Origin of the sequence: Rhodospirillum centenum SW (assembly GCF_000016185.1) — a bacterium.
GTDB lineage: Bacteria > Pseudomonadota > Alphaproteobacteria > Azospirillales > Azospirillaceae > Rhodocista > Rhodocista centena.
Genome location: NC_011420.2, coordinates 1169025 through 1191118 on the forward strand (window position 1 = coordinate 1169025; position 22094 = coordinate 1191118).

The 22094-nt window shown below is 67.7% G+C and carries 29 protein-coding genes; 23 read left to right on the forward strand and 6 right to left on the reverse strand.

Features of this window, described 5'->3' with window-relative positions; genetic code table 11:
* The first annotated feature begins 25 nt into the window (after positions 1 to 25).
* The 7 genes from RC1_RS19935 to RC1_RS05350 are packed head-to-tail and all read left to right on the forward strand — an operon-like array spanning position 26 to position 3885.
* Positions 26 to 439, forward strand: a complete 414-nt coding sequence (locus tag RC1_RS19935) for a DUF1320 domain-containing protein (protein WP_012566324.1) — start codon at positions 26 to 28, stop codon at positions 437 to 439.
* A complete protein-coding gene (locus RC1_RS05325) occupies positions 439 to 882 on the forward strand; it encodes a phage virion morphogenesis protein (RefSeq protein ID WP_012566325.1) in 444 nt (147 codons plus the stop codon). Before RC1_RS19935 ends, RC1_RS05325 begins: the two co-directional genes overlap by 1 nt.
* 3 nt (positions 883 to 885) lie before the next feature.
* Positions 886 to 1380 (forward strand): Gp37 family protein, encoded by a 495-nt coding sequence (locus RC1_RS05330; RefSeq protein WP_012566326.1) that lies wholly within the window; start codon positions 886 to 888, stop codon positions 1378 to 1380.
* Positions 1377 to 1598, forward strand: a complete 222-nt coding sequence (locus tag RC1_RS05335; RefSeq protein WP_012566327.1) for a hypothetical protein — start codon at positions 1377 to 1379, stop codon at positions 1596 to 1598. Before RC1_RS05330 ends, RC1_RS05335 begins: the two co-directional genes overlap by 4 nt.
* A gap of 1 nt (position 1599) precedes the next feature.
* On the forward strand, positions 1600 to 3063 hold the full coding sequence (locus RC1_RS05340; RefSeq protein ID WP_012566328.1) for a phage tail sheath subtilisin-like domain-containing protein: 1464 nt from the start codon (positions 1600 to 1602) through the stop codon (positions 3061 to 3063).
* Between the two features lie 12 nt (positions 3064 to 3075).
* Positions 3076 to 3597, forward strand: a complete 522-nt coding sequence (locus RC1_RS05345) for a phage major tail tube protein (RefSeq protein WP_012566329.1) — start codon at positions 3076 to 3078, stop codon at positions 3595 to 3597.
* A 6-nt stretch (positions 3598 to 3603) separates the two neighbouring features.
* On the forward strand, positions 3604 to 3885 hold the full coding sequence (locus RC1_RS05350) for a phage tail assembly protein (RefSeq protein ID WP_012566330.1): 282 nt from the start codon (positions 3604 to 3606) through the stop codon (positions 3883 to 3885).
* Between the two features lie 124 nt (positions 3886 to 4009).
* On the opposite strand, the gene RC1_RS05355 is transcribed toward RC1_RS05350, so the two are convergent.
* Positions 4010 to 4249, reverse strand: coding sequence for a hypothetical protein (locus RC1_RS05355; RefSeq protein WP_012566331.1), 240 nt, complete (start codon positions 4247 to 4249; stop codon positions 4010 to 4012).
* Positions 4250 to 4267: 18 nt separating this feature from the next.
* Between RC1_RS05355 and RC1_RS19940 the strand changes: the two genes are divergently transcribed.
* The 15 genes from RC1_RS19940 (at position 4268) to RC1_RS05430 (ending at position 17471) form a co-directional block, all read left to right on the forward strand.
* A complete protein-coding gene (locus RC1_RS19940; protein WP_012566332.1) occupies positions 4268 to 6958 on the forward strand; it encodes a phage tail tape measure protein in 2691 nt (896 codons plus the stop codon).
* Complete coding sequence (locus tag RC1_RS05365) at positions 6958 to 7389, forward strand: phage tail protein (protein WP_012566333.1); 432 nt, start codon at positions 6958 to 6960, stop codon at positions 7387 to 7389. The genes RC1_RS19940 and RC1_RS05365 overlap by 1 nt, the downstream gene beginning before the upstream one ends.
* A gap of 8 nt (positions 7390 to 7397) precedes the next feature.
* Positions 7398 to 7613 (forward strand): tail protein X, encoded by a 216-nt coding sequence (locus RC1_RS05370; protein ID WP_012566334.1) that lies wholly within the window; start codon positions 7398 to 7400, stop codon positions 7611 to 7613.
* 3 nt (positions 7614 to 7616) lie between these two features.
* The gene (locus RC1_RS05375) at positions 7617 to 8603 is read left to right on the forward strand and encodes a phage late control D family protein (RefSeq protein ID WP_012566335.1); all 987 of its coding nucleotides are present in this window, start codon (positions 7617 to 7619) and stop codon (positions 8601 to 8603) included.
* Positions 8593 to 9021 carry a phage baseplate assembly protein V gene (locus RC1_RS05380; protein ID WP_012566336.1) on the forward strand — a complete coding sequence of 143 codons (429 nt, stop codon included), beginning with the start codon at positions 8593 to 8595 and terminating at the stop codon, positions 9019 to 9021. Before RC1_RS05375 ends, RC1_RS05380 begins: the two co-directional genes overlap by 11 nt.
* Before the next feature lie 9 nt (positions 9022 to 9030).
* Positions 9031 to 9321, forward strand: coding sequence for a PAAR domain-containing protein (locus RC1_RS22620; protein ID WP_041785148.1), 291 nt, complete (start codon positions 9031 to 9033; stop codon positions 9319 to 9321).
* A gap of 56 nt (positions 9322 to 9377) precedes the next feature.
* A complete protein-coding gene (locus RC1_RS05390) occupies positions 9378 to 9740 on the forward strand; it encodes a GPW/gp25 family protein (RefSeq protein WP_012566337.1) in 363 nt (120 codons plus the stop codon).
* Entirely contained in the window at positions 9737 to 10843 is a 1107-nt protein-coding gene (locus tag RC1_RS05395; RefSeq protein ID WP_012566338.1) for a baseplate assembly protein, read from the forward strand. Before RC1_RS05390 ends, RC1_RS05395 begins: the two co-directional genes overlap by 4 nt.
* The gene (locus RC1_RS19950) at positions 10836 to 11882 is read left to right on the forward strand and encodes a phage tail protein I (protein ID WP_012566339.1); all 1047 of its coding nucleotides are present in this window, start codon (positions 10836 to 10838) and stop codon (positions 11880 to 11882) included. Before RC1_RS05395 ends, RC1_RS19950 begins: the two co-directional genes overlap by 8 nt.
* Positions 11875 to 12285: a hypothetical protein gene (locus RC1_RS05405; protein ID WP_012566340.1), complete on the forward strand. Its 411-nt coding sequence runs from the start codon at positions 11875 to 11877 to the stop codon at positions 12283 to 12285. The genes RC1_RS19950 and RC1_RS05405 overlap by 8 nt, the downstream gene beginning before the upstream one ends.
* 4 nt (positions 12286 to 12289) lie before the next feature.
* On the forward strand, positions 12290 to 12853 hold the full coding sequence (locus tag RC1_RS05410) for a hypothetical protein (protein WP_012566341.1): 564 nt from the start codon (positions 12290 to 12292) through the stop codon (positions 12851 to 12853).
* Between the two features lie 13 nt (positions 12854 to 12866).
* Positions 12867 to 15419 carry a glycoside hydrolase family 78 protein gene (locus RC1_RS05415; protein WP_012566342.1) on the forward strand — a complete coding sequence of 851 codons (2553 nt, stop codon included), beginning with the start codon at positions 12867 to 12869 and terminating at the stop codon, positions 15417 to 15419.
* Positions 15420 to 15488: 69 nt separating this feature from the next.
* Entirely contained in the window at positions 15489 to 15773 is a 285-nt protein-coding gene (locus tag RC1_RS05420) for a hypothetical protein (RefSeq protein WP_012566343.1), read from the forward strand.
* A gap of 2 nt (positions 15774 to 15775) precedes the next feature.
* Positions 15776 to 16132, forward strand: a complete 357-nt coding sequence (gene avd, locus RC1_RS05425; RefSeq protein ID WP_202795563.1) for a diversity-generating retroelement protein Avd — start codon at positions 15776 to 15778, stop codon at positions 16130 to 16132.
* 301 nt (positions 16133 to 16433) lie between these two features.
* The gene (locus tag RC1_RS05430; RefSeq protein WP_202795564.1) at positions 16434 to 17471 is read left to right on the forward strand and encodes a reverse transcriptase/maturase family protein; all 1038 of its coding nucleotides are present in this window, start codon (positions 16434 to 16436) and stop codon (positions 17469 to 17471) included.
* Between the two features lie 142 nt (positions 17472 to 17613).
* Here the strand turns inward: RC1_RS05430 and RC1_RS05435 are convergent, their stop codons facing one another.
* From RC1_RS05435 to RC1_RS20700, 4 genes are read right to left on the reverse strand one after another with little or no spacing between them, the layout of a single operon-like run.
* Positions 17614 to 19377 (reverse strand): ABC-three component system protein, encoded by a 1764-nt coding sequence (locus tag RC1_RS05435; protein ID WP_012566346.1) that lies wholly within the window; start codon positions 19375 to 19377, stop codon positions 17614 to 17616.
* Positions 19374 to 19619 (reverse strand): ABC-three component system middle component 6, encoded by a 246-nt coding sequence (locus RC1_RS05440; RefSeq protein ID WP_041785149.1) that lies wholly within the window; start codon positions 19617 to 19619, stop codon positions 19374 to 19376. The genes RC1_RS05435 and RC1_RS05440 overlap by 4 nt, the downstream gene beginning before the upstream one ends.
* Positions 19616 to 20530, reverse strand: coding sequence for an ABC-three component system protein (locus RC1_RS05445; protein WP_012566347.1), 915 nt, complete (start codon positions 20528 to 20530; stop codon positions 19616 to 19618). Before RC1_RS05445 ends, RC1_RS05440 begins: the two co-directional genes overlap by 4 nt.
* Positions 20523 to 20903, reverse strand: a complete 381-nt coding sequence (locus RC1_RS20700) for an XRE family transcriptional regulator (RefSeq protein ID WP_012566348.1) — start codon at positions 20901 to 20903, stop codon at positions 20523 to 20525. The genes RC1_RS05445 and RC1_RS20700 overlap by 8 nt, the downstream gene beginning before the upstream one ends.
* 337 nt (positions 20904 to 21240) lie before the next feature.
* Between RC1_RS20700 and RC1_RS05455 the strand changes: the two genes are divergently transcribed.
* Positions 21241 to 21504, forward strand: coding sequence for a hypothetical protein (locus RC1_RS05455; protein ID WP_012566349.1), 264 nt, complete (start codon positions 21241 to 21243; stop codon positions 21502 to 21504).
* A gap of 58 nt (positions 21505 to 21562) precedes the next feature.
* Here the strand turns inward: RC1_RS05455 and RC1_RS05460 are convergent, their stop codons facing one another.
* On the reverse strand, positions 21563 to 21937 hold the full coding sequence (locus RC1_RS05460; RefSeq protein ID WP_012566350.1) for a hypothetical protein: 375 nt from the start codon (positions 21935 to 21937) through the stop codon (positions 21563 to 21565).
* Between the last annotated feature and the right edge of the window lie 157 nt (positions 21938 to 22094).

Here is a 22094-nt window from a genome sequence, read left to right on the forward strand (position 1 = left end):
CCGCTGACACCAGGAGCCGATCGACATGGCCTACGCCACCATCCAGGAGTTCAAGGACCGCATCGACGACCAGGTCGTCCTGCAGCTGACCACGCGGGACGGCCAGGCGGCCGACGATGCCGCCATCCAGCAGGCCCTGGATGATGCCGCCGCCGTGATCGACGGCTACCTGGAGCGCATCTCGACTGCCGACCGCCCGTCGGCCGCGGTCCTGCGCCCCTACGCGGTGGACATCGCCGTCTACCGCCTGGCGCGCAACCGGCCGGGCCAGGAGTTCGAGAGCATCCAGGCCGCCTACGAGGCCGCCGTGAAGTTCCTGTCGCGCGTCGCCGAGGGCCGGTTCCCTGGTGCCGGCGCCAGCGAGAGCCCGACCGGGGGCGCCGCCGTCCACTACGCGCCGCCGCGCACCTTCAGCTCCGACGCCATGGGTGACTTCTGATGCCGGTGCAGTTGAGCGTCACCTTCAACGACGGCGGTGCCGTCGCCGCCCTGGAAGGCCTGCAGGGGCGCATCGGCAACCTGCGGCCGGCCATGGACGAGGTCGGCCAGGCCCTGCAGACGTCGACACACCAGCGGTTCCTGGATGCCGAGGACCCCGACGGCCGACCGTGGCCGGAGTTGTCGGCGGTGACCAAGGCGAAGCGGGGCTCGGACGCCAAGCCGCTGCGCGACCGCGGCAACCTCTTCGACAGCATCAACTGGCGTGCCGGCGCTCATGAGGTGGCCGTCGGGTCCATCCGCAAGTACGCCCGCATCCAGCAGCTCGGCGGCCAGGCCGGCCGGGGTCGCAAGGTCACCATCCCGCCGCGGCCCTACCTCGGCGTCAACGAAGACGACCGCCAGGAAATCGCCGACATCCTGCGCGTCCACCTGGGGGATTGATCCATGTTCGTCGACGACATGGTCTCCGCGATCGTCGCCCGCCTGGCAGCCGTGCTGCCCAGCCTGAAGGCCGAGGCCTTCCCCGACGATCCGGCCAACTACCGGCTCTACCACCCGACCGGGGCGGCGCTGGTGATCTACGGCGGCAGCCGCTACGGCGAGCCCGACAGCCTGGGCGCCATCGTCCAGAAGCGCCTGGCGGAGTTCGACGTCACCCTGCTGCTGCGCAACCTGCGCGGCCCGACCGGCGCCAACACCCACGTCGACGCCATCCGCCTCGCCCTGACCGGCTTCAAGGTGGCCGGCGGCGGCTCGAAGCTGCGGCCCGTCCGCGACCGCTTCGTCGCCCACGACAGCGGCGTGTGGCGGTTCGAGATCACCTTCGTCGCCGCGATCCCGGCGATCGAACAGCTGGAGGAGGACCTTGTGCCGCTGCTCAAGCGCCTGACCTTCACCGGCGATGACGGCACCACCGAGGTCCCCAAGGAGGCCCCATGAGCACCAAGAGCCTGAAGCGCTACCGATACGACGGCCCGATGTCGGGCGTCACCCTGCGGGACGGCAAGGCCTCCCGCGAGGTCATGCTCATCCCCGGAAAGGAGACCGAGCTCCCGGCCGACAACCCGCACGTCAAGGCCCTGGCGGCGCGCGGCCACCTGACCGAGGTCGCGGCGCCCGCCGCCAAGACCAAGGCCGGCAAGCAGGAGGAGAAGTAACATGCCCGCCGCCTTCCTTCACGGCTCCGAGACCATCGAGATCAGCCGCGGCGCCCGCCCGGTCAAGCAGGTGAAGAGCGCCGTCATCGGCCTGGTCGGCACGGCGCCGATCCACCTGCTCGACGCGGCCAACCGCAAGCTCAACGAGCCCTTCCTGGTGCTCTCCGATACCGATGCCGGCAAGTACTGCGGCCCGCAGGTCGCGGGCTTCACCATCCCGCAGGCGCTGGATGCGGTCTTCGACCAGGGCCGCGGCACGGTCATCGTCATCAACGTCTTCGACCCGGCGGTGCACAAGGCTTCCGTCGCGGCCGAGGCGCTGACCTTCGCCGACAACGACAAGGCCATCCTGGCCAACGGCGCCGACAGCATCATCAGCGCCACGGTCAAGTCTGGCGACGGCGCCACGACCTACGTGGAGGGGACGGACTACACCATCGAGCGGGCGACCGGCGTCATCACCCGCCTGGAGGCCGGCTCGATCGCGGCCGGCGGCAGCGTCCAGGTGGACTACGACCACGCCGACGTGAGCCTGGTCACCCCGACCGAGATCATCGGCAGCGTCGATGTCGCCGGCAACCGCCTCGGCATGCAGGGCTTCCTCAACTGCTACAACCGCTTCGGCTTCTTCCCGAAGGTCCTGATCGCGCCGGCCTACTGCACCCAGGTCTCGGTGGCTGCCGAGCTGGAGGTGCTGGCGGCGCAGGACAAGTGCCGCGCGGTAGCCCTGGTGGACGCGCCCATCGGCACCACCCGCGACCAGGCGCTGACCGGACGCGGGCCGGATGGCGCGATCAACTTCAACTTCAGCTCCGACCGCGTGGTCCTGTGCTATCCGCACCTGAAGGTCTACGACACGACGACCGGCGCCGAGCGGCTGGAGCCGTTCTCGCAGCGCCTGGCCGGCGTGATCGCCGCGACCGACGACGCCAACGGCTACTGGTTCAGCCCGTCCAACAAGGTCATCAAGGGCATCACCGGCTCCGAGCTCGACCTGTCGGCGATGATCAACGACCCGACATCGGACGTGAACGTCCTCAACGAGGCCGGCATCGTCACCCTGTTCAACTCCTTCGGCACCGGCCTGCGCACCTGGGGCAACCGCTCCTCGGCCTTCCCGGCGTCGACGGCGCAGACCAACTTCATCCAGACGCGCCGCACGGCCGACATGATCCACGAGAGCCTGGAGTACGCGATGCTCCAGTTCATCGACCAGCCGATCAACGACGCCCTGATCGACGCCATCAGCGAGACCGCCAACGGCTTCATCCGCGTGCTGATCGGTCGCGGCGCCCTGATCCAGGGGTCGCGGGTCGAGTGGCTGAAGGAGCGCAACCCCGACGTCGAGCTCGCCGCCGGGCACCTGACCTTTAGCATCACCATGCTGCCGCCGCCGCCGGCCGAGCGCATCACGTTCGAGAGCTTCATCGACATCAGCCTGCTGTCCAACCTGCAGGCCGGCTAAGGGAGAGGCCGCATGCCCATCCAGGTCAACAAGATCTTCAACGCCAACATCTACCTCGACGGCACGAACAACCTGATCGGCCGCGCCGCCGAGGTCACGCTGCCCGAGATCAGCGTCGCCACCTCCGAGCACTCCGGCCTCGGCATGGTCGGCACGCTGGAGCTGCCGGCCGGCCTGCAGGCCATGACGCTGCAGATCAAGTGGTCCGGCTTCTATGCCGATCACATGAAGGCCGGCGCCAACCCGTTCAAGGCGCACAAGTTCCAGGTGCGTGGCTCGGTCGAGACCTACGGCGCCGAAGGGCGCGTGGCCGAGGCCCCGGTGGTCTGGCACATCACGGCGAGCTGGAAGAAGGCCGCGCTCGGCGGCGTCAAGCCGAAAGAGGCGGCCGAGTTCGAGGACGAGCTCGCGGCCACCTACGTCAAGGTCGTCCACGACGGCAAGGAGCTGCTCGAAGTCGACGTGCTCCAGAACATCTGGCGCGCCGCCGGCGAGGACGTCCTCGCCAACTACCGCAAGAACATCGGAGGCTGATAGGCCATGAGCGAGAAGAAGACCCGCGAGATCACCCTGCCGAGCGGCGCCGTCGCGTCCATCCGCGAGGGCAAGGGCCGCGACCTGCTGGCTGCCACCCGCGCCGCCGGCGGCCCCAACGACCCCATGAAGATCGCCTTCGGCCTGATCGCCGCCCTGGTGACCATCGACGGCCGCGGCCTGGTGATCGAGGACGTCGAGGACATGGATCTCGCCGACGTCTTCAAGCTGCAGGGCGAAGTCATGGGAAACGGCGTGTCCTTACCCGCCAGCACTTTGCCCAGCTGAAGGCCGAGGGGGTCATCAGCCACGGCGAGCTGATGGAGATGTCGTGGGAAGAGGTGCTGGCGGAGGTGGACGACTACGCCGACTACGTGCGGCGCAAGAATGAGGCGATGAGGCGGGAGGGGGCTTAGTCCTTCTTCGCCTTCTCGGCCTCGATCCGGGCCACCTCCTCCCGGAACATGCGGGGCGTGTCGCGCAGGGTGCGCAGGATGCCGAGCGGCCAGCCCGCCACCTCCTTCGCCACGCCCCAGGCAAGCAGGAGGAGCTCCCGCACCGTCACGCTGACGGCCGCCAGGATGGTCAGCACGGCCGCGATGCCGGCGCCGATGCCGAAGGCGATGAAGAAGGGGGCGAGAAAGCCGATCATCGGTAGAGGATAGGGCCTGTGGACAATCTCTTCAACATGGCGGTGATCATCTCGGCGATCGACCGCGCGTCCGGCCCCATCCGCCGCGTCGGCCAGTCCCTGGGCGATCTCACCGAGCGAGCCCAGCGGATGGCGGAGTTCGGCCAGCAGATGACGGTGGCCGGGGCGCTGACCCAGGGCGCCGCCAACCAGATGACCGGCGCGCTCGGCAAGGTCATCAACCCGGCCATCCAGTTCGAGAGCACGATGGCCGACGTGAAGCGGGTCGTGAACTTCGACACGCCCGAGGCCTTCGCCCAGATGGGCGACGACATCCTGGCCATGTCGACCCGCATCCCCATGGCCGCCTCGGGCCTCGGCGACATCGTGGCCGCCGCCGGTCAGGCCGGCATCGCCCGCCACGAGCTGCTGCAGTTCGCCGAGGATGCCGCCAAGATGGGTGTCGCCTTCGACATGAGCGGCGCCGAAGCCGGCGCGGCGATGACCGGCCTGCGCACCATCTTCGCGCTGACGCAGGACCAGGTCGTCAGCCTGGGTGACGGCATCAACCACCTGGCCAACAACATGGACGCGACCGCGTCCGGCCTGCTCAACATCATGAACCGCGCCGGCTCGACGGCCAAGCTGATCGGCCTGACGGGCGAGCAGACGGCGGCCCTGGGCGCTGCCTTCCTGGCCCTGAAGACGCCACCCGAGGTCGCGGCGACTGGCATGAACGCACTGTTCAACAAGCTGGCCACGGCCGACAAGCAGGGCAAGAGGTTCCAGGAGGCGCTGAGCGGCATCGGCATGAGCGCAGAGCAGTTGAAGGGCGCGCTGGCCGAGGACGCCCAGGGCGCGCTGCTCGACTTCCTCGGCGCCGTCCAGCAGTCGGACGACGTCATGGGCACCCTGACCGACCTGTTCGGCGCAGAGTATGCCGACGACATGGCCAAGCTGGTCGGTTCCCTCGACACCTACCGCGGCGCTGTCGGCCTGGTGGCGCAGGAGACCGCCTACGCCGGCTCGATGCAGGCCGAGTATCAGGCGCGCTCGGAGACCACCGAGAACGCCCTGCAGCTCATGAACAACGTCATGAACCGGCTGGGCGTGACGCTCGGCAACCTGGTGCTGCCCACCCTCAACGAGGGCCTGCTGGTGCTGCAGGATCTCGGCAACGCCATGACGGACTTCGCCAAGGCCAACCCCACCCTGTTCAAGGTGGCGCTCGGGTTCTTCGGCATCCTGGCCGTGGCCCTGGCCATCGTGGCGCCGATCCTGTCGGTGGTCGGTGGCCTGGTCATGATGGGGTCCTACGGCCTGATGGGCGTGGCCAAGCTCGGCGCCGGCCTGAAGTGGCTGCGCGGGCAGTTCCTGCGCGTCCTGCCAGCCGTGCGCGCGCTCGCCGCCAACATCTGGCGCCTGGCCGTCCAGGGCGCCGCCCGCTTCTCCGTCGGCATCGCCCGCATGGCAGCCTCACTGGTGACCGGCCTGGTGCCGGCCCTGGGGTCGGCCGTCGCCGGCGCCTGGGCGTTCACGGCCGCCCTGCTCGCCAACCCCATCACCTGGGTCGTGCTGGCGCTGGCGGCCGCGGCGGCCGTCGTCTACGCCTACTGGGAGCCCATCAAGGCCTTCTTCCAGGGGCTTTGGCAGGGCATTGAAGCCGCCTTCAAGCCGGTGCTGGCGAGCCTTGAGGGGGCCTTCGCGCCGGTCGGCGCGGCCTTCGCTGCCGCCTTTGCACCCTTCGCGCCGCTGCTCGACGTGGTCAGCGCCGCCTTCGACCGCGTGGTCGGGTGGGTGCGCGGGTTCCTGGAGCCCCTGGGGTTCGCCCAGTCGGAGCTCGACGGCGTGCGCTCGGCCGGAGCGTCGGTCGGTGAGGTCATCGGCGGTGTCCTGGCGACCAGCCTGCAGGTCGCCCTGCTGCCCCTGCGCCTGGTCATCGGCGCGGTGACCGAGCTCTTCAACGCCCTGGCCGCGGTCGGCGGCTGGCTGATGGGCCAGTGGCAGGAGGTCGTCGCGGCCTTCGACCAGGGCCTCATCCAGGGGCTCGTGACCGTCTTCGGCAAGGTCAATCCGGTGGGCTGGCTGGCCTCCGGCTTCTCCGGCCTGACCGACTACCTGCTCGGCATCGACCTGTCGTCGGCCGGCGCCAACATCGTCAACACCATCTGGGAGGGCATGAAGTCGGTGGCCTCCAAGCCGGCCGAGGCGATCAAGGAAATCGTCGGCCAGGTGCGCGAGTATCTGCCGTTCTCGCCGGCCAAGGTGGGGCCGCTCTCGGACCTCGACCGCATCAAGCTGGTGGAGACCGTGGCCGACAGCGTCCGGCCCGAGCCGCTGGTCAACGCCATGCGCACCACGGCCGCCGCCGGCATGGCCGCGCTCACCATGGCCGGGGCGCCGGCTGCCGCCACCGAGCTGCCGCCGGCGGTGCAGGAGGTCCAGCGGGTGGCCGGCCAGGTGGCCGGGCTCGGCCCCGTCGCGCAGGCGTCCTTCGCCCCGGTGGTGGCGGCGCCGCAGGTGGCCGACGTTCCGGCGCCGGCCGCGGCGGGCGGCCCGGTCAACATCTCGTTCGCCATCACGGTCGAGGGCAACGCCACGGCCGAGACGGTCGAGGCCCTGGAAGAGCGGCTGCAGCGCTGGGTGCGCGAGAACGGCCCCCTCCTGGCGCGCGCCGTCGGCCGCGAGCAGACGCGGGCAGGGCGCATGGACTTCGGGGAGGGTGGCTGATGTTTCTCATGCTGGGGGCTGTGCGCCTCGATGTCCTGACCGTGCGCGGTCTGCAGATCAGCGACGGCTGGACCTACGCCGAGCATGCCGTGGTCGAGGGCCGGCCGAAGCTCCAGTTCACCGGCGCCAAGCTGCGGGACGCCAGCATCGACTTCCGCCTGCGCCGCGACTGGGGCGATCCCGAGGTGCTGCTCGATCAGCTGCGCACCCTGGCGGAGGCCGGCGAGGCGCAACTGCTGCAGCGGGGCGACGGGCGGCTGATCGGCCTGTTCGTGATCACCGGCCTGACCGACAGCCCCAAGTGGTCGATCTCCAACGGCCGGCCGGTCGAGGTCGAGGCGTCGATGACCCTCAAGGAGTACGTGCCCGAGGACGGGCAGCGGCCGGCGCCGGTGGCGGTGGTCGGCTCGGCCATGGCCAGGCGCGGGTGAGGTGACGCATGGACTACCTGGAGCACATCACTCAGGAGGGCGAGCGCTGGGACGCCATCAGCTGGCGCTACTACGGCGACCCGCACCGCTACGAGGAGATCATCAAGGCGAACCCCGAGGTGCCGATCGCCCGCGTCCTGCCGTCAGGCCTGGTGCTGCGCATCCCCCTGATCGAGGTCGACCAGCTGGTGCCGGCCGACGACCTGCCGCCGTGGAAGAGGTAGCCGATGGCCACTCTGGTCAAGCAGCCAGCCTGGCGCCTTGTCTATGCCGGCAAGGACATCACCGGCGACATCATGGAGCAGGTCGTCTCGGTGGCCTACACCGACCACGTCCACGGCAAGTCCGACGAGATGGAGGTCACGATCGAGGACCGCACCGGCCGCTGGCGCGGTGGATGGTATCCGGCGAAGGGTGACGAGGCCGAGTTGTGGATCGGCTACGCCCGCGGCCTGATGATGCCCTGCGGCAAGTTCCGCGTCGACGAGGTCGAGTTCTCCGGCCCGCCCGACATCATCGTCCTGCGCTGCCTCGCCGCCTCGATCACTCAGGACTTGCGGACCAAGAAGAGCCGGGCCTTCGAGGCGCAGACCCTCAAGGCGATCGCCGAGACGGTCGCCGGCGAGCACGGCCTGGCGCTGGTGGGCGAGGTCGTCGACATCGCCTTCGACCGCATCAGCCAGGACGACGAGACGGACCTCGCCTTCCTCAAGCGCCTGGCCGAGGACTACGGCCACTCCTTCACGGTGCGCGGCGAGAACCTGGTCTTCGCCAAGGTCGAGGAGCTGCGCGGCGGCAAGGTCGTCGCGGCCCTGGCCAGGGGCGACCTGCAGGACTACAGCCTGCGCGACAAGGCGCGGGACGTCTACCGGGCCTGCGAGGTCAGCTACCAGGACCCGCAGACCAAGGAGTTGATCACCCATACCGTCGAGGCCGAGGGTGTGGAGTCTGGTGACACCCTGAAGCGCAAGGTGCGCGTCGAGAACGCGAGTCAGGCCGAAGCCAAGGCGAAGGCGCTGCTCGACAAGGAGAACCGCCTCCAGCTCGCCGGCAGCCTGACGGTGTCGGGCATGCCCCACCTGGTGGCCGGCGTCAACCTCGCGCTCACCGACCTCGGCCGGCTGTCCGGCGTCTATCACATCACCCGCTCGACCCACTCCGTCGAGCGCGGCCGCGGCTACACCACCGACGTGGAGATCGAGCGTGTATCGTAGGGGCATCGTCACCCAGACCGACCCGGCGACCTGCCGGGTCAAGGTCCGCTTCCCCGACCGGGACAACGTCGAGAGCTGGTGGCTCGAGGTCGGGCAGCCCAAGACCCACCACGACCAGGTCTACTGGATGCCGGACGTCGGCGAGCACGTGGCCTGCCTGATGGACGAGCACGGCGAGGCCGGCGTGGTGCTGTGCGCCATCTACTCCAGCGCCGACCGCCCGCCGGTGGCCAGCCAGGACAAGCTGCACATCGTGACCAAGGACGGGGCCGTCATCGAGCACGACCGCGCCGAGCACCGCCTGCTGATCGACCTGACCGCCAGCGCCGGCACGATCCACCTGAAGACCGGCGGGTCCGAGATCATCATGACGCCAGACGGCATTATCCTGCTCGGCACCCGCATCGACATCAACTAAGGTCCGCCCATGCCCGCCGTCACCCGCCTCGGAGACATCTGCACCGGCCACGGCTGCTGGCCGCCGCGCCCCTCGGCCTCGGCTAGCCCCGACGTCTTCGTCAACGGCATCGCCGTGCACCGCCAGGGAGACGCCTGGGCGGCCCATACCTGCCCCTCGATCCCGGAAACGCACGCGAGTGTCTTGGCGGCGGGGTCTTCTTCGGTGTACGTTAACGGTCGCCAGATCGGGCGCATCGGCGACCCCGTCGCCTGCGGGTCCTCCGTCGCCACTGGCTCCCCCAACGTCTTCGCCGGGTAGCTCCCCGGAAGTACTTCCGGGCATTTGCGGGACAGGGCCTCCCATACCCTTCCCGCATGATCCCACGTCACCAGGACATAAGGGCTGTCTACTGGCAGCCGCGCCTCGGCGCAGGAGGTCAGGTCGTCGAGGACCTGGCCGACATCGCCCAGTGCATCGCCATCATCCTGCTGACGCCCAAGGGCAGCGACCCGCACCGCCCCGAGTTCGCCTCCGACTGCTGGAAGTACATCGACTGGCCGGTCGACCAGGCCGTGCCCCACCTGGTGCGCGAGGCCGTCCTGGCCATCGAGCGGTGGGAGCCGCGGGTCATCCTGGTCGGGGTGGAGCCCGTCATCGAGAACGCCCGGATCACCCTGCGCGTGACCTGGCGCCTGGCGGCTGACGCGGCGCCGCAGGTGACGGAGGTGGCGCTGTGACCGGCCTTCCCGAGCCCGACTTCATCGCCCGCGACCCCGTCGCCGTCACGTCCGAGCTGATCGCCATCTACGAGGCGATGACCGGCCGCACCCTGCAGCCGGCGCAGGTCGAGCGGCTCATCATCGACCTCATTGCCTATTCCGAGACGCTCGTACGCATCGGCATCCAGGAGGCCGCCAAGCAGAACCTGGTCGCCTACTCGCGCGGTGCGAACCTCGACCACCACGGCGCGCTGCTCGGCGTCTCACGCCTGCCGGCCAAGGCCGCGGCAACCACACTGGAGTTCACCCTGTCGGCCGCGCAGGCCGGTGACGTGGCCATCCCCAAGGGGACGCGCGTGAAGGCCAAAGACGGCGCCGTCGTCTTCGCGACCAGCGAGCGCCTGGTCATCCCGGCGGGCACCCTGGCGGGCAGCGTCCCGGCCGCCGCCGGCGAGCTCGGCGAGACCGGCAACGGCTACCTTCCGGGCGAGGTCGCCACGCTCATGGACCCCATCGCCGGCGTCGCCGCCGCCGCCAACACCGCGACCACCTACGGCGGTGCGCCTGTCGAGGACGACGAGCGCCTGCGCCAGCGCGTCCAGGAGGCGCCGGAGCGCTTCTCGGTGGCCGGCCCCGGCGGGGCTTACCGCTGGCACGCCATGACCTCGCACCAGTCCCTGGTCGATGCCGCCGTGGTCAGCCCGACCCCCGGCGTCGTCCAGGTCTACCCGCTGGGCAAGGACGGCATCCCGGCGCCGGAGATCCTCGACGTCGTGCTCGCGGCCTTGAACGACGACAAGGTCCGGCCGCTGACCGACTTGGTCCAGGTCCTGCCGCCGACCGAGGTCGCCTACACCATCGACGCCACCCTCACGCTGCTGCGCGGCGCCGACCAGGTGAGCGTCGAGGCGGCGGCCCGCAAGGCTGCCGAGGCCTACGCCGCCGGCCGTCGCGGCGGCCTGGGACGTGACCTCATCCACAGCCAGATCATCGCCGCCCTGTCCGTTCCCGGCGTCTACAAGGTGCAGGTCAACGCCCCGGCCGAGCGGGTGGTCGACGGCTACGAGTGGGCCAACTGCACCTCGATCGCCCTGAGCTTCGGAGGCGCGGTCGATGGCTGATGAGCGCCTCCTGCCCGCCGGCATCCGTGACGAGCGTTCCCTGGCCCTGCTGTCGCTCCTGGACCGGCTCGACGGCCTCGACCTGACCCGGCTCCTGATCTACGGCATCGACGGCGTCGAGGCCTCGGCGCTGCCGCATCTCGGCTGGCAGTTCCACGTCATGGGCGCCGAGGGCTGGGAGCTGGCAGTCTCCGAGGGGCAGCGGCGCGCGCTCATCAAGCGGGCGCTGGAGCTGCACCGCTACAAGGGCACCCGGTGGGCGGTGCGCCAGGCGCTCGATGCGCTCGGCGTGTCGGCCGAAATCGTCGAGTGGTTCGAGCCTGAGGCCGCCGACCTGGCGCCCTACGAGTTCGGCCTTCTGGCCCGCATCCGCCAGCCCGTCCGCCGCGACGAACTGCTCGGCGCCGAGACATCGGACGCTGTCCGCCGCGCCGTCGCCGAGTACAAGAACGCCCGCTCGCATCTGGCCTGGATCGCCTTCGCCATCGACCTGGAGATCCCGCTCGGCCCCATCGAGCCGGTGTTGACGCGCCTGTCGGTCGACCACAGCCGCCTGAGCGTGGACTGGTTCCCGGTCTTCGACATCACGGCGGCCGACGCCGCGGCGCTCGACCCCGACCCGTTCGTCCAGCACCGCGAGGTGATCGACGTCACCCCGGCGCCGGTGCTGATGGGGCGGCCCCACCACCTCGACCGCGCCCTGCCCGAGGCCTTCGCCGATACCGGCCTGCAGATGGACCTGGCGCTGCCCTACGCCGAGGGCGCGTGGACGTCGGGCATCGAGCTCGTGCAGCGGACCGGCGTCACCGCCGCCGCCCTGCCGGCGCTGCCGGCGACGCTCGCGGCCTCGACCGTGGTGGCGCCGGCCACCGGCCTCGACTTGGCGCCGGTGGCCGTCTCGGCCGCCGTGTCGTCTGCCGCAACATCCCTTGCCCCGCGCGCCGTCCCTGCCGAGGGCCTCGACCTGATGGCCAGCTTCGACGCCGTGGCCGCTGATTTCGTACCGCTCGACATGCCTATGGAGGCCGTCCATGTCTGATCCTGTCTGGAAGCAGGCCAAGGTGCTGCAGGGGCTCTACCGCCGCATGGCGGCGTCCCTGGTCAACGCCGGCCCGTGCGTCCGCATCACCACCTTCCGCCTCGGCCACGGCTGGCTCAATGAAGGGGGCGCCGTGCCGGTCCCCGAGCAGCCGCCTTTCACCGCCACCGCCATCCCTGGCGAGTTCTTCTCCGGGGCCGTCGAAGGCACCGCCGAGGACGAAAGCGCGCTCATCAAGTGCGTCGTTCCGGCCGGGGCTGTCGATGCGCCGACCCGCGCCACGGTGATCGGTCTCTACGACCAGGCGGGCACCCTGGTCGCGGCGGTGTCCTTCCTGCCGGAGTGGATCACCCCGGACAAGCGGTACGAGCACTACCTGCACCTGAACTTCCCGACGGAGTGAAGCCATGCCCCTGACCGTGGACATCAAGTGGCGTGAGCAGTACGCCTCAAGCGCCCTCAACCGCAAGCTCGCGGGGGTTCTCGACCCTGGCATCTACTGGGGCTTCGCCGTCGCGCCCGGCGGCGGCCTCAATGTCCGCGTCTTCGAGGGCGCGGACCCGGATTACCCCGTCTCCGTCGCCGTGGTGGAGCGCGACGGCTACAGCATGACGGTGCGCCTGGACACCGACGAGACCGTGCCCATCCTGGCGCCCGGCACCTGGCATATCGTCCTGGAGGGCAGCTACATCGTCGGCCAGGACACCTCGGCCGCACTGAAGGCCGTGCCGTCGCCTGCCCCCCACCATGTGGTGCTGGCCAAGGTGGTGGTGCCCGAGGGTGCCGCCGCCATCACCACCGGGATGATCTCCGCCGTGGGCCGCTCTGAAGCGCACCCGGCCCTTCATGTGGCGCGCATGGTGACCATGGTCACCAGTCTCACCGAGAGCCTGATCGACGCCCGTGCCCGACTGACCAACCTCGAACGCTGGGCGCAAGCGGCCGGCTTCGACCCCGCCACCATGTACTGAGGAGGCCCGCTAGATGGGAACCCTGACCACTGAACTGCTGAACCAGGCCACCGCGCTCAACTCCCTGCGCGCCCGCGTCGATCTGCTGCTGGCCGCCTATGGCGAGGGCTCGCTTGACCCCGCCGAAATCCAGCGCCAAATCCAGGATGCCACCCAGGACGCCATCGACGCGGTGCTGGCGCAGCTTGATGGCCTGGATGTCTCCGAGCTGTCGCTGCGCGTTGAGTTGCAGCGCAAGCTGATCGGCCTGCAGAACGCCTACGGGCCGGAGAAGTACTTCTTCGAGTTCTTCAACCCCCTGTTTGCCGTGGCCGACACTCTGTCCGTGGCGGGCGTCTCCACCGTGGCCGGGGACGACAGCGTGGACATCTCCTCGACCTCCAAGCTGGAGGTGGGTCGCGAATATGTGATCGACAGCGTCGGCCAGTCGATCGTCATCACCGTCGCTGAAATCCTGAGTGCAACCCGCTTCAAGGCGTCTTCCAATATCCCGGCCACCGTGTCCGCTGGCACCTTGCGGCGCACCAACTGGGTGATCGGCAATGGCCAGGCGACGGCTGCCGCCGGGCAGGTCTACTATTCCAAGCGCCTGGACCTCGGGCCGGGTGATGTGGACAAGGCGGTGATCGTCCGCCGCACCGACAATGCCGCGACCATCCGCCTCTACTTCAAGGATGTCAGCCACACGACCTGGACCGAGGCTCACTGGGCCTGGAAGCGGGATGCCGACACCGGCCTGACCGATCTTGGCCTGGTGGCGGACGGCAGCGCCGACACCGGCATGATCGATGTCGAGTACCGCCTGCCGGCGCGCGGCGCCTTTGACCTGAAGATGGTGGTCGAGGGTGGCAACGTCACCGTGAAGCACGTCGTCGGCGTCGATCAGGAAACCCTGCTCGGCGGCATCCACCACGGCCCGGCGCAGCCGGTGAACTCGTCCCCGGCCAATGCCGCGACGGGCATCAACGAGACCCCGACCCTGGCCGTGGCGGGCTATTCTTCGATGGTGGGCAGCGCCATGGCGGCCACCCAGTGGCAGGTGTCCATCAGTGCCTCCGTCTGGACCGCCCCGGTCTACGACAGCGGCGAGGTGGGTCCGGGCCTGTCCCACCAGGTGCCGCCTGCTGTCCTGCAGGAGGGGCAGACCTATCACTGGCGGGCTCGCCAGAAGGACGCCAAGGGCGGCTGGTCCGAGTGGTCGGCGCCGACCTCCTTCGCCACGGCGGCCAGCTTCGAGTACGTGATCACCCCCACCATCACGAGCCCGAGCAACGGCGCCATCGACATCCCCGAGCGCCCGACGCTTCACAGCGCCGCCTTCGCGGTGCATGGCGGGTCGGATACCCATGCCGCCAGCCAGTGGCAAATCCGCACCAATGCCGGGACCTACGCGAGCCCGGCCTGGGATAGCGGGGCCGATACGGTCAACAAGACCAACGTGCAGGTGCCCGCCGGCATCCTGCTGGATGGCCAGCGGACCTACCATGCCCGCGTTCGCCACCAGGGCGCCGCCCTCGGCTGGTCCGAGTGGTCGCCCGAGGTGTCCTTCACCACCAAGGACATGTTCGCCAACATCATCGGCATCGCCCTGGTCACCTCGGGTGGCGGTGGCGGCACCTGGGCGCGGGTGGATGAGAACGGCAACAACAAGGCCGCCGACGCCAGCTTCTTCAACAACCACCCTGTCTACGGCGGCATCACCGATGTCACCGTGGATGGCCAGGCCATGGTGCGGGTGCCGAAGTTCTACTACAAGGTCGGCACCGCCCCGACGGGCAGCGACCGCGCTGGCCGGAAGTGCTGGTGGGTGTCGGACCAGCCCGTGACCGGGTTCCAGATCCATCCGGCCTTCCGCGATGCTGGGGCGGACATTCCCTACATCTATGTCGGCAAGTACGAAGCCACCAACGACGGCGGCACCAAGGCCGGGTCTGTCGCGAGTGTCGCGCCGCTGGTCAGTATCGACTTCAACGTCATGAAGACCCGCTGCGCGGCGCGCAACACCGGCGGCGTCTCGGGCTTCCGCCTGTGGTCGATCTACGAGGTGGCCGCGCTCCAGACCCTGGCTCTGATCGAGATGGGCGGGGCCGACAGCCAGGCATTGATCGGGGCGGGCAACACCAACTCCTCCGCCGCCGTCAACACCGGCACCACCAACGCCACCTGGCGCGGGGTGCGGGAACTGTGGGGCAACGTCTGGCACATGGTGGACGGCCTCAAGACCGACACCTCCAACCGCCTGCAGGTGTGGGACCGCAACGGCAACAAGACCTGGGTCAACACCAACATCACCATCGCCCCCTCGGGCTGGATGGTGTCGGCGCTGGAGAGCACGGGCACCGGCTTCGACTTCCGCGACCTGTTCGTCGCGGCGACCGTGGACGGCACCCAGGGCAACGGCACCTTCGGCGACTACCATTGGAGCGCCGCGTCGGGGACCGAGTACGTCTGCTACCACGGCGGCGACTGGAGCAGCGGGTCGTACGCGGGCCTCTTCCCGCTGAACCTGAACAGCGCCCCGTCGTACTCGCACTCGAGCCTCGGTGGCCGCCTCGCGAAGACGTAACCTGGACCCTGCCCACTGTGTTCTGACGGGTCGCGCGAGAGCGCGACCCCTACCTGGGAGAGAGAAGACATGCAGATCGGTGAACTGATTTCGTGGGGTGAGGTGCCGTCTCTGGGGCTTCCCGCGTTCGAGGACATCCTGCCCGAGAGCGGTTTCCGCCGCGAGGTGAAGATCTACAAGGTGCCGACCGAGCTGAGCGAGACCCGCTACTTCGTCTCGGTCAAGGAGGGCGCCCAGCCGGAGGAGGTGCCGCCGAGCCTGATCCGCGAGACGGACCTGCTCGTGCACTTCACCCTCGACGCCTCCGGCCAGGCCCAGCTGATCTACGGGCATCCGGCTGTTCGCGCCGCCTGACCGTGGCGCAGCACCTAGAAGGCCTGAGGATACTGGCCAAGCTGGAGGAGCTCGACGCCTACTCCCACCAGGTGGCGCTCCAGTTCCCCAAGTACGAGCGCCACGTCCTCTCGGCCGAGATCCGGTCGACCTTGAACCGCGTGCTCCATCTGACGGTGCAGGCGGCCAAGCGGTACCACAAGAAGACCACGCTCCAGGACCTCGACATCGAGGTCGAGTTCCTGCGGGCGCTGGTCAGGAAGGCAAGAAGATTGGGGTACATCACCCCGAACCGTTACGAGGTCTGGTCCCGCCATATTGATGAAATCGGCCGCATGGTCGGTGGCTGGATCAGGTCCGTATCGGGCGACAGCCGGTAACGGCGGCAACTGGAGCAACGGGTCGAACGCGGGCCTCTTCAACCTGAACCTGAACAACGCCCCGTCGAACTCGAACACGAACATCGGTGGCCGCCTCGCGAACGAACAAGGCCAGAAGTCGGTGTCCGACAGGGCACCTTCCAGTGCTGTTACTTCGGGGCTGTTGTCCGCTCCCCGATGGGGAGGAAGATCAACAGGCCGGCGCGGCTAGTAGGGCTCAGGCCCGAATGTGGCGCCGGCCTCCACTTTGAGCAGAGGAGAATGTGCAGTGCCCAAGTCGGCGGGTGGCTTATGGGACAGCGTGACGGCCTTCGAGAACCTCTACGGCGCCTACCTGGCGGCCCGCAAGGGCAAGAGGTACAGCGACGAGGTCCTGGAGTTCGGCTTCGGCCTGGAGGAGAAGCTCTTCGACCTTCAGGGCCAAATGGTCAACGGCGTGTGGCGGCCGGGCCGGCCGCGGGAGTTCATGGTGCGCGATCCGAAGCCTCGGCTGATCAGCGCGCCGCCCTTCGCCGACCGGGTGGTGCACCATGCCGTGGTCCGCGTCATCGAGCCCGTCCTTGAACGTCGCTTCATCTTCGACAGCTACGCCTGCCGCAAGGGTCGGGGCGTCCACACGGCCGTCGACCGCCTCCAGCGGCACCTGCGTGAGGCCAGCTGCGAGGGCGGCAAGGTGTGGGTCCTGAAGGCCGACATCAGCAAGTACTTCGCCAGCATCAACCACGGCCGCCTGATGGCCATCCTGGGCCGGTCGATCTCCGACAAGAAGGTGCTGTGGCTGTGCCGGACGAACCTCAAGGGCTACGGCTTCGACGAGGGTGTCGGCATCCCGGTCGGGGCACTGACCAGCCAGCTCTTCGCCAACATCTACCTCGACCAGCTGGACCACTGGATCAAGGACGAGCTCGGCATCAAGCGCTACGTCCGCTACATGGACGACTTCGTGATCGTGGGGCACTCCAAGGCCGACCTGTGGGCGCTCTACGACGCCATCGCCGACTTCCTCGCCACCAAGCTCGCCCTGCGCCTGAACCGCAAGACGACGGTCCTGCCGGCGTCTGGCGGCATCGACTTCTGCGGCTACCGGACCTGGACCACGCACCTCCTGCCGCGCAAGCGCAACGTCAAGAAAGCCCGCGCCACCTTCCGTGAGCTGGCGGCCCTCTACCGGCGCGGCGAGGTCTCCTACGACCAGATCAGACCCTTCGTGGCCAGCTTCCTCGGCTACATGAAGCACTGCAGCTCCAGGCGCACCGTGGAGGCCATTCTGGAGGACTTCGTCCTCACCCCGCCGCCGGTGCGAGCGCCCCTCCCAGAGGGGTTCCAGGTGGCGGCATAAAGGGGTGTTTAAGGGGTGGCTCGGAGGTGCTTCAAGGATGCGAAAATCGGCTCCGAGCCGCTCCACGACCATGTGTCGCGCGCTCCAGAACCATTTGGCGCGCTACAGCAGCCTATTAAGTAATAAAGCTCGCATCAATGGTTTAATCGAAGCGGAGGCCGAACAGGCCACCGGTATCCGTCGCGTCGGTCAGCTTGGTGTCGATGACATGGGCTTGTACGTCAAAGCCGTGCTGGAAACCATCCCGAGGCAGTGCGTCCGAGTTCATCGTCACGATATACTGAAAGCCAGCTGCCTCGGCCCGCTCGGCACCGAGTTGCAATGCCTTAGCGACTTGACGTTCATCCACGCCATCGAACAGATGGCTGTCATGAATAAGAAAGCCGGGGCTGCGCCCGTTCTTCAGGCTGATTTCGGTCAACATGAGATCAAAGCAGAAGATCTGCATGTTGGTGATGCCCTTGCTTCGCTGGCCGTCGATATGGACCTCGAACTGGGGACCATTTCCGGTTTCGGAAATCGTCAGGCTGCCGGCCTTCTCATAAAGGGATTCTGAGAGCGCCTCGAAGGAAAGGATAGCTTCGCGGATGATGTCGGCCCGCTCGTGGATATCATCTCGCAGCGCTTTGGTCAGGTTGGCGCGCTCGATGTCGAGTTCGGCCTTGGTGCTCTCGATCCGCTCGGCGGTGTCAAGACGCTGGCGGAGGCCCTCGGCTTCGGCTTCGGCGCGGCCGGCTTCTTCGCGCAGCGTGGTATAGTGTTCCAGCGCGCCGCCCGAGCGCAGCACGCCCATGATCTGCCGCCGGCGCCGGTCACGTTCGGCAGTGCGCTGATAGCGTTCGGCGACACGGGCCTCGGCCGAGGCGATCTCGGCGGTCAGATGCGCGCGCCGGTTCTCGATGATGCTTCGGTGGAAACGCTCGACCTCATCGAAGCGCCGCCGCACCATGTCGGGCAGGACGACACCGGCCTCGGCATAGAGCTTTGTGACATTGCCGAGATCGGGCGCATCCTCCTCGGAGAGCGAGGCACGAAGCTGTTGCAGAAGATCGCCATCGATAACGTTCTCGACGTTCATGCCGTCGATCTCGCGCGTGATCTCGTTCGCCTCGCGCTCCAGGGCCTTGTATTCCGGCACCACCTCGAAGGTTTCAAGCTGCTGACGCAGCCGCGCGGCGCGAGCCTCGGCGATAGCCAGCTTTGTCCTGAGATCGGCCGCCTTGCCAAAGAACCGGCCAAGATCGCCGCTTCGGGCGGCCTTGCGCAGTTCCTGCGCGACCTTCTCCTGCGCGCGCAGCTCTTGAAAGCGGCCGGGGATGCTCCAGTCGAGGCCGAGCAGGTAGCAAATCGAGACCTGCTGATTCCATGCCTGCTGCATTCCCGAATGCTGCATCGGCTGCTGGAAGCCGCCGCTGTTCTGACGGCGGACGAAATAGGAAAAGAGCGAGCGGAACGACGGCTGGAAACCCTCGGCTTCGTCCCCGGCCGAAATCGGCAAGCCGAACCAGAGCTGGCCGAGGTTGGCCTTCCAGTTCTCATTCGACAGCTCGAACAGCCCGGCGCGGCTGTCGAACTGTGGCGGGATCGGCCAGCTCTCGACCGGGCCGTTGACCACGATCCGGCCCGGCTTGGCACCGCTGCGCGCCGCCGAGATCGCGTTTTCCGCGATATCGACGTCGACGTCGAACGTCCAGGCCGTCAGCGCGCCGGAACGGAATATGCTGTCCTTGCGGGCGTCGGCGCCGAACAGGAAATGGACCAGTTCGATGAAGCTGGTCTTGCCGGCGCCATTTCTCGATTGGCGATCGTTCGCACCTGCGCTCTTGTCGGCCAGTAAAATGTTCAGGCCGGGCTTGAAGGTCAGGGTCTTGAAAGAAGCGAGGTCGCTACCGAAGCGGCGGATCATGGCTGAACCCTCCGCACTAGGCCACGGTCGAAATCGACCGCGCCGATTGTGAAGAGCAGATCGAGCGACAGGATGAACCATTGATAGTCGATTGGAGCGTTGGGGGCGTGGAGCGAACGGCGCCCGCGCATCTCGTCCCACAGCCGCGACATGGTCATCGGCTGCTTGAGGATGTCGAGAACCTCGGCACCGACGCCGATGAGCGCGCGATCAGGACGGACATGCTTCGTCGGGAGGATCATGACGCCTCCACAGCAATGATGATCGGGTCTTCGAAGATGTCGCAGCTATCGAAAAAATAGGCGAGTACCGCCAGCGCCGCACCTTGCCGTTTCGGCTCGCCGTTGAAGCCAGCGTAATCCTGAAGATGCTTGAAGATCGTATCGGCCGGAAGGTCGAAAGCCTTTAACTCGGCATAGCGCAGCCGAAACGCCTCGGCGATGCGCTCGCCTAAATCGGGACGCGGGCTTTTGCGAAAAAAGGTGTCTACGAGCGCAGACTTCCGACGGCCGATACGCAGGAAGAGGCCAGATTCCTCCGACAGGGCGTTCTTTTCGAGCTTTTCCGGTGACGGTGGCGTCAAAGGTGGATCAATCGGGCTGGGTTCCTGCCGCTGGAGCGCCTCGATAATCGGCACCAGATCGGACATGACGAGACGGTCCACGATCGCGATTGACGCAGCGGGACCGAAGAGCGCTTGAAGCGCCGACAGATCGAGCTTCATCGCGAGATCGAGCAGTTCCGGCTCGGACCAAGTCTCGATCTGAAGGGGCGCATGGGCTTGGCGAAGCCCGTCCAGATGCTGAACCGCGTTCGGCGGAAGGCCGCGTCCGTCATTATGAACGAACACCCACTCCTGCATGTTACCGGCCCAATGCGCGCGGGCGCCGTGGAAGTCCGCATCGACCTTGGCGATGAGGTCAGCTTCCTTCATGGCGTCCGGTGCGTAGCACTGGAACACAGAGCCCGAGCTGATCCGGCGGCCGTCGCATTTCAGATCGCCAAAGGGACCATAGGGGCGAACTTCCTCGAAATCTGGGCCGAATGCGTGGCCCGCCAGAAGCACGAACCAGTCCTGAAAGGCTGCGCCTTTCTTCGTATGAAACGCCAGAAGGAAGCGTTCGACGTAGATGGATCGCTGCAACTCATCCATGACGCCGCCTTGGCGATGGCTCGCCACTCTTCTTCCGGGCTGACACTGCGCCGACCGGAGCAAGATCGCCGAGATGATGAATCCGCAGCGCCGGCCGCTTAGGGAGCTTGACGGTCAACTCCAGCTCGCCACCGACGGCTTCCACATAGCTGCGCAGCGTCGAGATGTGCATATCGGTCTGCTTCTCGATCTTCGAGACCGATGGTTGGGTGATATTGAGGGCGGAGGCGATGTCCGCTTGCGCCTTGCCCGCGATCTGACGCAGTTCGCGCAGACCTTCGACGTGCTGCTTCAATACGTCATGGCGCGCTTCGATTGCGACCCGCTCGTCATGAGGAAGGGCGGAGATGCTGTTGTCGAGCCTACGGCCCATCCTGCGGTCCTTCCTTGCTAAGAGTTGATGGCAGCCGACCATTGCCCAAAGACCATGACCTACATGACCTACATGATGTGATTCCGTTGCAAGCGCACCCGGTACATAGCCTTGGAGCTATGTTGGGGGCAACGGCAAAGTGCAACTGGCATTGCCCTTGTCGCAACGCTGACTTCACGGACTACGTTCGAACTTCGCCAAAAGGAGGGCCGTAGCGTAGACCGAGTTTTCATCATCGCCCGGTGCGGTGCGCCAACCCGGCCGATTCCGGAACCACGGGGCGGTGGCCGCGTTGGCAGCAGGGGCCGCGCCGCCGGTGCCGCGGAAGAGGTAGCAGATGCGCTTCGTCGTCAATGTGCTGGTCGCCTGCCTCGTGGTCGGCCTGCTGCTGACCTGGCTGGGAATCGATCCCGTGGCGTTGCTGAACGGCGCCTGGGCGGCGGTCCAGGATGCGCCGCGCGCCATTGCCGATGCCGCCGGCTGGGCGGTGCCCTACATCCTGACCGGCGCCATCGTGGTGGTGCCGGTTGCCGCGGTCGCCCTGGTGCTGCGCCTGATCCGGCAGCGCCGGCGTCCCGGAGGCGGCGATCCCTATGTCTGATCCCTGTCCCTGATCCGCAGCACAGGAAGCGGTTCCGCCGATCCTGGGCGTGTGGCGGTCAGCGCCCGGACTCCGAGGCGAGGCTTCCGATCGGGCCCATGGCGACCAGACGGGCGGGGCGGTTGAAGTTCATGGTGATCATCAGGGTGGCATGCCCCTTGATGACGTAGAGCACCTTCTCCGCATCCACGGGCAGGGGAATGTTCTTCGCCATGCAATGGGTGATGAGCGCGGCCTGCACCTCCTCCTCGGCAAGGGTCAGGACCTGCTTGCCGCCGTCGAGGTCGAGGTAGGTCTTCACCCCGTCCTCCATGGCGAAGCGGATGCCCGTGATCTCCCCCTCGGGGAGCGGGTCCTTCAGGCGCCGGCGCCGGTCGATCACCGAAGCGACCACCTCGCGGTCGTTGAAGACGATGCAGCGCAGCTCCTTCATGGGACCATTCCCTGTTGAGATCGCGCCGATCCTAGCTTCTGCCTGAGCGCACGACCAGAGGTGTGCGGGCCTGCGCGCAAAAGAAAGAGCCGGCGTTTCCAACGGGAAGCGCCGGCCTGAGTGGATAGGGAGGGTTAAGAGACACCCCTTTCTAGGA

Bases quoted from the DNA above. Each gene is read 5' to 3' on its own strand.
- RC1_RS19935 (WP_012566324.1), top strand. From the start codon at position 26: ATGGCCTACGCCACCATCCAGGAGTTCAAGGACCGCATCGACGACCAG.
- RC1_RS05325 (WP_012566325.1), top strand. From the start codon at position 439: ATGCCGGTGCAGTTGAGCGTCACCTTCAACGACGGCGGTGCCGTCGCC.
- RC1_RS05330 (WP_012566326.1), top strand. From the start codon at position 886: ATGTTCGTCGACGACATGGTCTCCGCGATCGTCGCCCGCCTGGCAGCC.
- RC1_RS05335 (WP_012566327.1), top strand. From the start codon at position 1,377: ATGAGCACCAAGAGCCTGAAGCGCTACCGATACGACGGCCCGATGTCG.
- RC1_RS05340 (WP_012566328.1), top strand. From the start codon at position 1,600: ATGCCCGCCGCCTTCCTTCACGGCTCCGAGACCATCGAGATCAGCCGC.
- RC1_RS05345 (WP_012566329.1), top strand. From the start codon at position 3,076: ATGCCCATCCAGGTCAACAAGATCTTCAACGCCAACATCTACCTCGAC.
- RC1_RS05350 (WP_012566330.1), top strand. From the start codon at position 3,604: ATGAGCGAGAAGAAGACCCGCGAGATCACCCTGCCGAGCGGCGCCGTC.
- RC1_RS05355 (WP_012566331.1), bottom strand. From the start codon at position 4,249: ATGATCGGCTTTCTCGCCCCCTTCTTCATCGCCTTCGGCATCGGCGCC.
- RC1_RS05365 (WP_012566333.1), top strand. From the start codon at position 6,958: ATGTTTCTCATGCTGGGGGCTGTGCGCCTCGATGTCCTGACCGTGCGC.
- RC1_RS05370 (WP_012566334.1), top strand. From the start codon at position 7,398: ATGGACTACCTGGAGCACATCACTCAGGAGGGCGAGCGCTGGGACGCC.
- RC1_RS05375 (WP_012566335.1), top strand. From the start codon at position 7,617: ATGGCCACTCTGGTCAAGCAGCCAGCCTGGCGCCTTGTCTATGCCGGC.
- RC1_RS22620 (WP_041785148.1), top strand. From the start codon at position 9,031: ATGCCCGCCGTCACCCGCCTCGGAGACATCTGCACCGGCCACGGCTGC.
- RC1_RS05390 (WP_012566337.1), top strand. From the start codon at position 9,378: ATGATCCCACGTCACCAGGACATAAGGGCTGTCTACTGGCAGCCGCGC.
- RC1_RS19950 (WP_012566339.1), top strand. From the start codon at position 10,836: ATGGCTGATGAGCGCCTCCTGCCCGCCGGCATCCGTGACGAGCGTTCC.
- RC1_RS05405 (WP_012566340.1), top strand. From the start codon at position 11,875: ATGTCTGATCCTGTCTGGAAGCAGGCCAAGGTGCTGCAGGGGCTCTAC.
- RC1_RS05410 (WP_012566341.1), top strand. From the start codon at position 12,290: ATGCCCCTGACCGTGGACATCAAGTGGCGTGAGCAGTACGCCTCAAGC.
- RC1_RS05415 (WP_012566342.1), top strand. From the start codon at position 12,867: ATGGGAACCCTGACCACTGAACTGCTGAACCAGGCCACCGCGCTCAAC.
- RC1_RS05420 (WP_012566343.1), top strand. From the start codon at position 15,489: ATGCAGATCGGTGAACTGATTTCGTGGGGTGAGGTGCCGTCTCTGGGG.
- RC1_RS05435 (WP_012566346.1), bottom strand. From the start codon at position 19,377: ATGATCCGCCGCTTCGGTAGCGACCTCGCTTCTTTCAAGACCCTGACC.
- RC1_RS05440 (WP_041785149.1), bottom strand. From the start codon at position 19,619: ATGATCCTCCCGACGAAGCATGTCCGTCCTGATCGCGCGCTCATCGGC.
- RC1_RS05445 (WP_012566347.1), bottom strand. From the start codon at position 20,530: ATGGATGAGTTGCAGCGATCCATCTACGTCGAACGCTTCCTTCTGGCG.
- RC1_RS20700 (WP_012566348.1), bottom strand. From the start codon at position 20,903: ATGGGCCGTAGGCTCGACAACAGCATCTCCGCCCTTCCTCATGACGAG.
- RC1_RS05455 (WP_012566349.1), top strand. From the start codon at position 21,241: ATGCGCTTCGTCGTCAATGTGCTGGTCGCCTGCCTCGTGGTCGGCCTG.
- RC1_RS05460 (WP_012566350.1), bottom strand. From the start codon at position 21,937: ATGAAGGAGCTGCGCTGCATCGTCTTCAACGACCGCGAGGTGGTCGCT.